The following is an 11710-nucleotide window of genomic DNA, read 5'->3' as shown; positions in this document are numbered from 1 at the left end:
GCCATGGGCGGCAGCGACGCACGCGCCCTCTCCCGCTCGCTGCTCGATCTGTGCCGGATGCGCAAGCTGACGATCGCGACCGCTGAATCCTGCACCGGCGGCCTGGTTGCGGGCGCACTGACCGACATTCCCGGCTCGTCTGATGTCATCGACCGCGGCTTCGTCACCTATTCCAACGAGGCCAAGCGCGCGATGCTTGGCGTCGAGGCGAGCACGCTGGCCAATTTCGGTGCCGTCAGCAAGGAGACGGCGACCGCAATGGCAATCGGTGCGCTTGAGCGCGCCGATGTCGATCTCGCGGTCGCCATCACCGGCATCGCCGGCCCGGGCGGCGCCACGCCCGGCAAGCCGGTCGGTCTCGTGCACTTCGCAGCCGCCGCGCGCGACGGCCGCATCATCCATCGCGAGCACCGCTTCGGCGCCATTGGCCGCAGCGCGGTGCGCGCCCGCTCGGTCGTCGAGGCGCTGCGCATGCTGATGGATCTGGCCCGCGGTCCGCAAGTCGCGGCCAAGCCGCAACGTGCCGCGGCAAGCCGCCTGCGCCCGCGCGTCACCCGCTCGCCGCGCCGGCATGTGGTGAAACGCAGGCCGCCGCGTCCGCCGCGGGGATAGAACGCCTCAGGCAGCCGTGGCAAGCAGCGCACTCGCATGATCGAGCACGCACTGCTTGACCGCGCCAGCTTCAGACGGTTTCGCCTTGGCGCTCACCGTCAATTCCAGGATCGGCGCGGCGGGATTGGCGACATCGAGGACCTTGCTGACGGAGACGGCAGGTTGCGCCTGATCGTCGATGCGGGAATCGTTGCGAAGCTCCTTCAGGATGCGATCGGCCAGCGCCGGAGCGGCGCCGGCTGGGACCGGAAACGTCACCCTGACCTCGCCTGTGCCAGGATAGGCGCTGTGATTGATGATGGCCGCGCCCCAGACCTGTCCATTCGGCAACAGAATCTGCGTGTTGTCGGGCGCGACCAGCTCGGTCATGAACAGCGACAGCGACCTCACCTTGCCCGCCTTGCCGGCGACCTCGACATCGTCGCCGATGTGAAAGGGCCGGAACAAGAGCAGCATCACGCCGGCGGCGAGATTGGACAGCGTGCCCTGCAAGGCAAGACCAATGGCGAGCGAGGTCGCACCCAGCACGGCAACGAGGCTCGCCGTCTGGATGCCGAAGAGCTGCAGCACGGCGATGCCGACGACCGCGAGCACGCCATAACGCACAAGGCTGCCTACAAACAGCGTCACCAGCGGGTCGACGCGGTGCGTGACGCTGAGGACGCGCGTGACGAAGCGCTGCATCGCCCCGGACAGATACCAGCCGACCGCGAGCAGCAGGACCGCGTAGATCGCGTTCAGGCCATACAGGACAAGCGAAGCTTTCAGCGTGTCGAAATTGATGGTCATGGCGGCTCCAACCCGGACAGTCGGTTGAGAACGCGCCGCGATGCGAAATGATCCCGGTGGATGCTGACGGGGAACACGGCGCGATGTTGGATTGGGAGGGCACGCCCGCCGCTTGCAATGACGGTGGAGAGAGCAGTGCTGATCGCGACTACGTCGACGCCAGCTTCGGCCGCCCGTAGATCGCGTCCGCCCGTTTCTCGAACGCGGCGGAGAACCGCGCGAAGGCGGCGTCGAACATCGAGCCCATCAGCATCGCCAGCATGCGGCTCTTGAATTCGTAAGACAGGAAGAAACCGACGTCGCAGACGCCCTCACCTTTGGGCTCGAACGTCCAACGGTTTTCCAGATTGCTGAACGGACCTTGCAGATATTCGACCAGGATCTTCAGATTGGCGCGGTCGAGCGTCACCCGGCTGGTGAAGGATTCCTTGATCAGCTTGAACGACACAGTCATGTCGGCAATCAGCACCTCGGTGCCGTCAGGCTTGGCCATCCGCTGCCGCACCTTCAGCGCACTGCACAGCGGCACAAATTCCGGGTAGCGCTCGACATCGGCGACCAGATCGAACATCTCGGATGCGCTGTGATCGACACGGCGCTTGCTCGAAAAACGGGGCATATCGGTTCAGGGGGCAGTCGCGGCCCGCGCGGCCTTCAGTCTCGCAAAGTCCTCGCCGGCATGGTGCGAGGAACGGGTGAGCGGGCTCGCCGACACCATCAGGAAGCCCTTGGTGTACGCGACCTTCTCGTAGGAGCTGAACTCGTCCGGGGGCACGTAGCGCATCACCGCGTGATGCTTGCGGGTCGGCTGCAGATATTGCCCGATGGTCAGGAAGTCGACGTCGCCCGAACGCAGATCGTCCATCACCTGGAGCACCTCGTGGCGCTCCTCGCCGAGGCCGACCATGATGCCTGATTTGGTGAAGATGGTGGGGTCGAGCTCCTTGACCCGCTGCAGCAGCCGGATCGAATGGAAGTAGCGCGCGCCGGGCCGCACCGTGAGATAGCGCGACGGCACCGTCTCGAGATTGTGGTTGAACACGTCGGGCTTCGCCGCCACGACGATTTCGAGCGCCCCCTCCTTGCGCAGGAAGTCGGGCGTCAGGATCTCGATCGTGGTCGAGGGGCACGCCGCCCTGATCGCGCGGATGGTCTGAGCGAAATGTTCGGCGCCGCCGTCAGTGAGGTCGTCGCGATCGACCGAGGTGATCACGACGTGGGCGAGGCCCAGCTTCGCCACGGCTTCGGCCACGTTCTGCGGCTCGGCCGCGTCCAGTGCATTCGGCAGGCCGGTCTTGACGTTGCAGAAGGCGCAGGCCCGGGTGCAGGTATCACCCATGATCATGAAGGTCGCGTGCTTCTTGTCCCAGCACTCGCCGATATTCGGGCAACCCGCCTCCTCGCACACCGTGTGTAGGCCGTTGGCGCGCACGATGTTGCGGGTGTCGGCATAGCCGCGGGTGTTGGGCGCGCGCACGCGGATCCAGTCCGGCTTCGGTGGCGAAGCGGAATCAGGACGGTTCACCTTTTCAGGGTGGCGCGGGCGCAGCGGGTTCGAGATGGTATCGACAATAACGACCATGGGGTGTCCGGTCTGTTCAGGTCCTACCTAGTCGGTCTGGCCTGGCATCGCAACCCGGCTCGCCCCGCTTCAGGGAACATGGCAGATATGGGCAATATCCTGCTCTGTTCTCAAGCGATTCTCACCTCGAATGGCTCCAATCTCGAACACTTCACCGCCGCGGCTCGGCAAGCCGCTGAAGCGGACCTTTTTCGGCCGCAGCGTCCATGAGGTCGCGCCCGACCTGATCGGGGCCACCATGCTCGTCGACGGCGTCGGCGGGATCATCGTCGAGGTCGAGGCCTATCACCATACCGACCCGGCGGCACACTCCTATCGCGGGCCGACGCCGCGGAACCAGGTCATGTTTGGCCCGCCTGGCTTTGCCTATGTCTACCGCTCCTACGGCATTCATTGGTGCGTCAACTTCGTCTGCGAGGAGGAAGGCTCGGCCAGCGCCGTGTTGATCCGTGCGCTGGAGCCGACGCGTGGCCTGGCTGCGATGCGCCGACGCCGGCATCTGCAGGACGTGCATGCGCTGTGCTCGGGCCCGGGCAAGCTGACCGAGGCGCTCGGCATCACCGTCGCGCACAACGCCCTGCCGCTGGATCGACCGCCCATCGCGCTGCATGCGCGAACCGAGGATGTCGAGGTCGCAACCGGCATCCGCATCGGCATCACCAAGGCGGTCGAGCTGCCCTGGCGCTATGGCGTCAGGGGCTCGAAGTTTCTGAGCAAGCCGTTTCCGAGGTAATCGTCGTTCCGGGGCGCGTCGAAGACGCGAACCCGGAACCTCGAGATACCGGGTTCGATGCTAAGCATCGCCCCGGAATGACAGCGAGATCAAGAGGCCTGCTTCAGCCGCTCCATCGCCTCGAGCAGCTTCGCCTTCCGCGCCAGCGCCGCCTCGCGCTTTTCGCGCTCCTCCTCGACGACCTCCTCGGCCGCGTTAGCGACGAACTTCTCGTTCGCCAGCTTCGACTCGGCGCGCTTGATGTCGGCCTCGGCCTTGGCGATCTCCTTGTCGAGACGCGCACGCTCGGCGGCGACGTCGATCACGCCCTTGAGCGGCAGCGCGGCGACCTCGCCGCGCACCAGCAGCTGGACAGCGCCGTCAGGCGCGCGGTCGGCGAAGGAGATGTCCGACAGCCGCGCCATGCGCTTGATGACATCGGCCCAGCGCGGCGCGCGCTCCTTGGTTTCGGCCGAAGCGCCTGCGAGCACCAGTGCCGTCAGCGTTGCCGGCGCGATGTTCATCTCGGCGCGCACCGAGCGGATCTGCGTGACGAGGTCGATGACCCAGCCGATCTCGGCCTCGGCAGCCGGATCGGTGAAGTCGGCATGATCGAAGATCGGCAGCACCCAGGCCGGCGAGACGAGCGCATCGGTCGGTCCCGTGGTCGCCGCAAGCATCGCGAGCTGCTCCGGCGTCGGCTCGACCGGCTTCAGCGGCCACGGCGCCAATGCGAGCAGGCCCTCGCGCCTGGCCGTCACCTCCCACAGCTCTTCGGTGATGAAGGGCATGAAGGGATGCAGCAGCTTCAGGATCTCGTCGCGCGCCCAGGCGACCATGGCGCGGGTCTCGTCCTTGGCGGGGCTGTCCGGACCGAGCAGCACGGGCTTGGCGAGCTCGACATACCAGTCGCAATAGACGTTCCAGACAAAGCGATAGATGCTGCCCGCGGCATCGTTGAAGCGATAGGCTTCGATCGCCTCGGTCACCTCGCGCGTGGTGTGGGCGGTCTCATGCGCGATCCACCGGTTCAGCGTCTCCTTTGCCTTCGCCGGCTCGAAACCATCAGGCACGGCGCAGTGATTCATCTCCGCGAACCTGCACGCGTTCCAGAGCTTGGTCGCGAAATTGCGGTAGCCTTCGACGCGGCTGGTAGCGAGCTTGATGTCGCGGCCCTGCGCCGCCATCGCCGCCAGCGTGAAGCGCAGCGCGTCCGCGCCGTATTCGTCGATCAGGTTGAGGGGATCGATGACGTTGCCCTTCGACTTCGACATCTTGGCGCCCTTCTCGTCGCGGACGAGGGCGTGGATGTAGATGGTCGAGAACGGCACTTCCTTCATGAAGTGCAGGCCCATCATCATCATGCGGGCGACCCAGAAGAAGATGATGTCGAAGCCGGTCACCAGCGCATTGGTCGGATAATAGCGCTGCACCTCGGGCGTCTCGTCGGGCCAGCCGAGCGTCGAGAACGGCCACAGCGCCGAGGAGAACCAGGTGTCGAGCACGTCCTCGTCGCGCGTGATGAAGCCTTCGCGCTTGTTGCGGTCGAGCGCCATCTCGCGGCCCTGCTCGGGCGTGATGACCTCCTGCTCGACGTAATAGCCGAGCGCGTGACTGATGGCCTCCTCCTCGGTCTCGGCGACGAACACCTTGCCGTCAGGGCCGTACCAGGCCGGGATCTGATGGCCCCACCAGAGCTGACGCGAGATGCACCAGGGCTGGATGTTCTCCATCCACTCGTAATAGGTCTTTTCCCAGTTCTTCGGCACGAACGTCGTTTCGCCCGAACGCACCGCCGCGATCGCAGGTCTCGCCAGCGTCTTGGCGTCCACGTACCACTGGTCGGTCAGGTAGGGTTCGATCACGCTGTTGGAACGATCGCCGTGCGGCACCATGTGGGTGTGCGGCTCGATCCGTTCGACGAAGCCGAACGATTCCAGCCGCTCGACGATGCGCTTGCGCGCCGCGAAGCGGTCGACCTTGTGGAATTCCTCGGCGAATTGCGCAGCGCCTTCGGGCAGGTCGCGCAGATAATCCTCGTTGTCGAGGAGATCGAGACAGCCTTCCCTGTCGAGCACGCTGATCCGGCGCAGCCCGTGGCGATTGCCGACCTCGAAATCGTTGAAGTCGTGCGCCGGCGTCACCTTCACAGCGCCCGATCCCTTCTCGGGATCGGAATACTCGTCGGCGACGATCTTGATCTTGCGGCCGACCAGCGGCAGGACGACGTTCTTGCCGATCAGCTTCTGGTAGCGATCATCTTCCGGATGGACGGCCACGCCGGTATCGCCGAGCATGGTCTCGGGGCGCGTGGTGGCGACCACGATGAAGCTCGAGGTATCCTCGGGGTTGAACGTCTTGCCCTCGATCGGATAGCGCAGATACCAGAGGTGGCCCTTCACTTCCGTCTGCTGCACTTCGAGGTCGGAGATCGCGGTCAGCAGCTTGGTGTCCCAGTTCACCAGCCGCTTGTCCTTGTAGATCAGTCCCTCGCGGTGCAGCTCGACGAACACCTTGACGACGGCCTTCGACAGGCCCTCGTCCATGGTGAAGCGCTCGCGCGACCAGTCGCAGGACGCACCGAGGCGCTTGAGCTGGTTGATGATGGTGTCGCCACTCTCGGCCTTCCACTGCCAGACCCGCTCCAGAAACTTCTCACGGCCCATCTCGCGGCGACCGGGCTGCTGGCGCTCCATCAGCTGCCGCTCGACCACCATCTGGGTGGCGATGCCGGCATGATCGGTGCCGGGCTGCCACAGCACGTCGCGGCCGCGCATGCGCTCGAACCGGCAAAGGATGTCCTGCAGCGTGTTGTTGAGGGCGTGGCCCATGTGCAGCGAGCCCGTCACGTTCGGCGGCGGGATCACGATGGTGAAGGGCACGGCATCACGGCGGTCGGGCCGGCCAGCCTTGAACGCAAGGCTGTCCTCCCACACCACGGACATACGGGTCTCGATATCGGCGGGCTGGTAATTTTTCTCAATCATGGGGCTGCTAGAAAGCCGCGCGAGGGGGCCAAGTCAACGAAAAGGTCAGGGAAAACGAGGCGGCGACAGCGCTTTCCGGCCCGGTCCCGACCCCTATATGACGCCCAAGCCGGTCTTTATGAGGGCCTTTCGGCCGCTCTTAGCGGCCTCCGCGCGAGACCCGCTCGATTTCGGCCTTCACGATGCGTTCAACGAGGCCGGGCAGGTTGTCGTCGAGCCAGGACTTCAGCATCGGCCGCAGCATCTCCTTGACCAGGTCCTCCAGCGTCCGCGCGTTGCTGCTGAGCACCGTATGGGCCAGGGAGTTGAAGGCGGATTCGACTGCGGAGACCGTCGATTGCGCGAGGATCGGCTGCTGCGGGGGCAGCGGCGGCGCGTCGAAGTCCACCGGCGCGTAGGACGGCGGCGGGGCGGGCCGCGGCGGCTCGGCGAATTCGAGATCGTCGCGTGGCTCGACCTTGCGAAAGCTCGGCGGCGGCGGAGGCGGCGTCGGGTCCACCGCCATATCGTCGGTCAGTTCGAGCACGTCCGGCTCGGGCTCGGGCTCCGGTTCGGGCGCGCGGACCTCAGGCGCAGGTGTGGCCGCATCGAGACCCGCCAGCAACGCGTCGATATCGTCCTGGCTGTTGGATGCGTCCGCCGCAGGCGCGGGTGCTGGTGGCGGCGCCGGCTTTGCAGCCGGCGGCGGTGCAGGCTTCTCGGCGGCGGGTTTCGGCGGAGCGACCTTGGATGGCGGAATGTCGTTCATCGCCTGGGGCTTCGGCGGCGCGGCGGACGCAGCAGCCTTCTCGGGCTTGGCGGCCTCGGCCGGCGGAGGCTTTGCCTCGTCGTCGGCAATGATGCGCCGGATCGAGGCCAGAATCTCCTCCATCGAGGGTTCTGTGACCTTTGCAGGCTGCGTCATCTCCGACTCCACATCATCAACGCCCTCGCATGCGTTGTTTTACACCAAGCACGGCAGGATTGGCCGGTTCCGCAACGATGGGTCCGCCATTTTCGTCGCCGCAGCCCGACTTGTCCCCAGATCACGGCTCGACGCGCAGCGGTGCCCCCCTGCCCCGGCACCGAAGCGTTACGCACACGACGTCAATGCGGGACGAATCGACCCGCATCATCTTGGCAAGGCTATGTCAGGGATTTTGACGATTGCAAGCAAAGCACCGGTCGACCTCGGTTATTCGCGAGATCGACCGGATGATTACGGGAATCAGCGGCCGTCAGGCGTGCGCACACCCACCCAGCTGTCGCGCACCTGATGATAGTGAACGCTGGGGTCGTAGGTTGTGGTCGCAAGGCCGAGGACCTGCGGCGATAGACGCCCGACCGCGGCGAGGACGTTATAGGATGCGACTACGCGATCGTGCTGCGCGGTCACCAACGCAACGCGCGCGTTCACCAGCGCCTGCTGCGCATTGAGCACGTCCAGCGTGGTGCGCTGGCCGGCCTTGGCCTCCTCGCGGACGCCGTTGAGGGCGATCTCGGACGCCGTCACCTGCGCCTGAGCCGACTGCACCTGCGCCTTGGTGGCCTGCAGCGAGCCCCACCATTGCACAACGGTCGCACGGGTCTGGTCGCGAGTCGTTTCGAGGTTGAGGCGCTGCTGCGCCAGGTTCTCCTTGGACTGGCGGATCAGCGCGTATTCGCCACCGCCCTGATAGATCGGCACCGAGAGCTGCGCGATCGCCGATGCGGAGAACGAGCGCATCTGAATCAAGGACTGTTCATTGGCCTGGGTCGCCGATGCCTGGAGGGTCATCGTCGGCAGCAACGCACCTTCGGCGACCTTGACCTGCAGGTAATTGACGTCGATGCCGAACATTGCGGCCGTGACGTTGGGATGCTCGATGAGGCCAAGCTCGATCGCTGCGGCAAGGGTTGCGGGAAGGAAACGATCGACAGGTGAACCGGGGGCAAGATTCGCCGGCTCGTTGCCGATGATGCGGCGGAAGTTTGCGCGCGTGGTGGTGAGATTTGCTTCCGCAGTAAGGGCCTGCGTCCTGCCGGCGGCCAGCTGCGCTTCCGATTGCGCAACGTCGGTGCGCGTCACTTCGCCGACATTGAAGCGATCGCGGGTCTGCTTCAGCGTCTGTTCGAGCACGCGCACGTTGCTGCGCTGGACTTCGAGCGTGGCAGCATCGCGCAGATAGTCCATGTAGACCGTAGCCGCCTGGAGCAGCACACTTTGATCGAGACTGCGCAATGCTTCGCGGGCACCGGACACCTGACTCTCCGCCGCCCGCGTTCTGTTGGCGGTCTGGTTGCCATTGTAGAGCGTCTGCGTAGCGGTAATCCCGGCGCTGCGAGGTAACCTCGTTCCGTTGATTGAGTTAGCCCCCGGACCACTCTGCAAATCCTGGTACTGGTAACCGCCGCTCGCCGTCAGCGAGACCCTGGGGCGATAGCCCGACAAGGCTTGAGGCACGTTCTCGTCGGTCGAGCGCACCTGGGCACGCTGCGCGTTGAGCTGCGGATTGTTCTGATAGGCGCGCACCAGCGCGCCGTCGATCGTATCCGCCAAGGCAGGCGTCGGCCCGGCAAGCGCCAGCAGCAGGACCGAAACCGCAGCTCCGGTGAAGAGCTTCACCCCATGCATCCGTGAAATTCCGTTCGTTCTAGCGCCCGGCTCGTGCCCGCGAGCCGGGGTACCGTACCAATGGAGTCGTTGCCCCGCCGCAACATAGGACGCGGTCAAGCGCGACGGAACTACCTGAGGGTGGTTCTCAGCGGAAACTCTTCACGTGCAGCATCCCGGCCACACTTCTGATTCAGAACGGGATTTTAACGGGGCCCGGGCTCAGAACACGAAGGCAGCAGCCCGTTCCAGCCCGGGAAGGACCGGGGCGGCGGCATCGAACAGGGCCCGATGGCCGAATTCGCCGTGGGTACGGGTCACGATCGTCGCGCGCGGCGGCCTCGATTCGGCCGACACTCCAAGCAGGCGCCCGCCCTCCTTCAGCTGCCCGAGCAGCGCTTCCGGCATCACCTCGGCCGCGCCATTGAGGAGAATCACATCATAGGGGGCGGCAGCAGGGTCGCCCTCGTTGCAGGCCGCCGCCTTGCAGGCGACATTGGCCAGACCCTGGGCGGTGAAGGCGTCCCTCGCCTTGGCGGCCAACGCCGAATCGCACTCGGTCGCCGTGACCTGCCGCGCGAGCTTGGCAGCCAGTGCGGCGAGATAGCCGGTGGCGCAGCCGACGACCAGCACGTTGTCATCCCCGCCGATCTCGGCGGCCTGGAGCAGCTTGCCGGTCAGGGCCGGCTTGATCAGGAACCGCTTGGCGGCGCCTTCGCTGACGTCGAGGTCGAGGTCGAGATAGGCCAGCGCCTGCCGGCCGGCCGGCACGAACGCCTCGCGCGGCACCGTGAGCATGGCATCGAGAACACGACGGTCGGTGACGTCACTGGTGCGCACCTGGCCATCGACCATTTTTTGGCGCGCGGTCGAAAAACCGGACATTTGCGGACCCTGCAATGCGGACGATGCCGCGGAGAAAAATCGCGGCATCTTTTGGAGCATGCTCGGTCAAAACGCAACATGGCGGTTGGCGATGCGCGCTCGCGCTCCGCAAGGCCCTGAGGGAGGGCCCGGCCGGCCTATTCGATGGCGACTGCCAGGCGGCCAATGAGGCCGGCGACTTCGTCCAGCCGCGCCGAATCCGGTGCCTCGACTGCGCGCGCGAGACAAGCGAGGCATTCATCGTCGCTGAGCTCGGGGATGCCGGCGGGCAGAATCGAGGGGGCCATATCCGAACGGTCGACTTTGATGTCTGGCATGGGAATCAGCTCCGCAAGTGTCCGGCAGATCCACGCTCGGCGTAAATTGGGTCGATTTGGCGCCGTCCGAATGGCAGGACCACGCCGACGCACAAATGTTCGAGCGCGATTCCTGCTGCACCCCCGATGCAGCGCTCAAACATTCAGGCGAAGCAGATCGCGCACCGCATGAGGATGCGAGCACAAGCCATTGAGTTTTCGGCAAGATTTGGCTCCCCGGGCTGGATTCGAACCAGCGACCATCCGATTAACAGCGTTGTATTCTTGCAGACATGGCACGACAGGGTAAACCATCAACAGACTCAGTTACTTATCTGAAAAGCTGAGTTGACGACTTCGGGGCACCGCTTCCAAACATCGGAAAAAGAGAACTGAAAATCCGAAAACTAGGCCAAAATGCACTACTGAATCGGATGGTCTTCGACGAGCATAGCTACGAAACCTTATCCGGCTTGGCTTTCTTCATCGTCTGGCGCCAAGGTTTGAACCGCATCAGCCCCTGACATCGGCGGGACGGGAAAGCTCACCAGACCCACACTAGATAGAAGGACTTCCCTACACTGCTTGGCGTATTCAAGATCGCCGGTGTCGGAGACATACTGAACCGACCGATACAGATCAGTGGTCGCAACAAGGGCCGTGTTCATGGCACGAGAAGAAGAAATGCACTTTTCCGTAAACTGCGCGTCGCGCTCAGAAGGGGACGACAGTCGATAGCCGTTGCCAAACAGAACTCCTTTTGCGGGGGCGCTGACTTCTTCGCGCTGAAGGTCCTCTTGTATGTTCATCGTGAGCTGCCGAAGCTTGTCGATATTGATCGCCTTCGTATCCTTGCCTTCGGCCTCTCCAATGAGGCGACCTTCAGGAGACGAGAAAACAGCATCGAACTCGGAACTCCCTTCCTTGAACGGGGCAGCGTCAAAACCAAGCAGCTTCAGCGCATCGATAATTCCGCGCTCTAAGACTTTGCCCTTTTCGTACAAAAGAACTCGGAACTTGGCCGCATCTCGCAGGCGATCTTGGACTTGCTCTTTTCGGCTCTGCGCTGCCTCCACCTGGCGCTCGGCCTCCAATAGCTCTGAGCGGAGCACTCGCTCCGTAGCCAATGCGTAGATTGGATCGATGGCTGCGCAATCCGATGCAAGCCGGCCACTGATTCCGACGCAATCCGGCCACCGATTCCGACGGAAGTCGGCCACCCATTCCGATCGAAGCCGGCCCCCTGTTGAGACCGGCCTGACGCTCTCGAAGACG

The 11710-nt window shown here is 64.5% G+C and carries 10 protein-coding genes and 1 pseudogene; 2 read left to right on the top strand and 9 right to left on the bottom strand.

The features are described from left to right. Positions 1 to 3 precede the first annotated feature (3 nt). Positions 4 to 612, top strand: a complete 609-nt coding sequence (locus tag P0R31_RS29915; RefSeq protein WP_271542188.1) for a CinA family protein — start codon at positions 4 to 6, stop codon at positions 610 to 612. 6 nt (positions 613 to 618) lie between these two features. On the opposite strand, the gene P0R31_RS29910 is transcribed toward P0R31_RS29915, so the two are convergent. The 3 genes from P0R31_RS29910 to lipA form a co-directional block, all read right to left on the bottom strand. After that, a complete protein-coding gene (locus P0R31_RS29910) occupies positions 619 to 1401 on the bottom strand; it encodes a mechanosensitive ion channel family protein (RefSeq protein ID WP_275518048.1) in 783 nt (260 codons plus the stop codon). 148 nt (positions 1402 to 1549) lie between these two features. Beyond that, positions 1550 to 2020 (bottom strand): type II toxin-antitoxin system RatA family toxin, encoded by a 471-nt coding sequence (locus tag P0R31_RS29905; RefSeq protein ID WP_275518047.1) that lies wholly within the window; start codon positions 2018 to 2020, stop codon positions 1550 to 1552. Between the two features lie 6 nt (positions 2021 to 2026). Continuing rightward, positions 2027 to 2983 carry a lipoyl synthase gene (gene lipA, locus P0R31_RS29900; protein ID WP_275518046.1) on the bottom strand — a complete coding sequence of 319 codons (957 nt, stop codon included), beginning with the start codon at positions 2981 to 2983 and terminating at the stop codon, positions 2027 to 2029. 130 nt (positions 2984 to 3113) lie between these two features. Between lipA and P0R31_RS29895 the strand changes: the two genes are divergently transcribed. Beyond that, positions 3114 to 3716, top strand: a complete 603-nt coding sequence (locus tag P0R31_RS29895) for a DNA-3-methyladenine glycosylase (RefSeq protein WP_275518044.1) — start codon at positions 3114 to 3116, stop codon at positions 3714 to 3716. Positions 3717 to 3805: 89 nt separating this feature from the next. Here P0R31_RS29895 and P0R31_RS29890 read toward each other — a convergent pair whose 3' ends face one another. From P0R31_RS29890 to P0R31_RS29865, 6 genes and pseudogenes are all read right to left on the bottom strand, one after another. Next, a complete protein-coding gene (locus P0R31_RS29890; protein WP_275518042.1) occupies positions 3806 to 6682 on the bottom strand; it encodes a valine--tRNA ligase in 2877 nt (958 codons plus the stop codon). Between the two features lie 139 nt (positions 6683 to 6821). Further along, positions 6822 to 7586 carry a PopZ family protein gene (locus tag P0R31_RS29885; protein WP_275518040.1) on the bottom strand — a complete coding sequence of 255 codons (765 nt, stop codon included), beginning with the start codon at positions 7584 to 7586 and terminating at the stop codon, positions 6822 to 6824. Between the two features lie 303 nt (positions 7587 to 7889). Beyond that, positions 7890 to 9275, bottom strand: coding sequence for a TolC family outer membrane protein (locus P0R31_RS29880; RefSeq protein ID WP_275518038.1), 1386 nt, complete (start codon positions 9273 to 9275; stop codon positions 7890 to 7892). A 201-nt stretch (positions 9276 to 9476) separates the two neighbouring features. Continuing rightward, positions 9477 to 10139, bottom strand: a complete 663-nt coding sequence (locus P0R31_RS29875) for a protein-L-isoaspartate O-methyltransferase family protein (RefSeq protein WP_275518036.1) — start codon at positions 10137 to 10139, stop codon at positions 9477 to 9479. 137 nt (positions 10140 to 10276) lie between these two features. Beyond that, a complete protein-coding gene (locus tag P0R31_RS29870; RefSeq protein WP_128261698.1) occupies positions 10277 to 10456 on the bottom strand; it encodes a hypothetical protein in 180 nt (59 codons plus the stop codon). A gap of 443 nt (positions 10457 to 10899) precedes the next feature. Further along, positions 10900 to 11710 (bottom strand): annotated as a pseudogene (locus P0R31_RS29865) (hypothetical protein); the annotation flags it as partial.

The organism is Bradyrhizobium yuanmingense (assembly GCF_029167105.1).
In the GTDB taxonomy this organism is placed as follows: Bacteria; Pseudomonadota; Alphaproteobacteria; order Rhizobiales; family Xanthobacteraceae; genus Bradyrhizobium; species Bradyrhizobium yuanmingense_A.
This window is presented reverse-complemented; position numbering and strand designations above follow the sequence as displayed.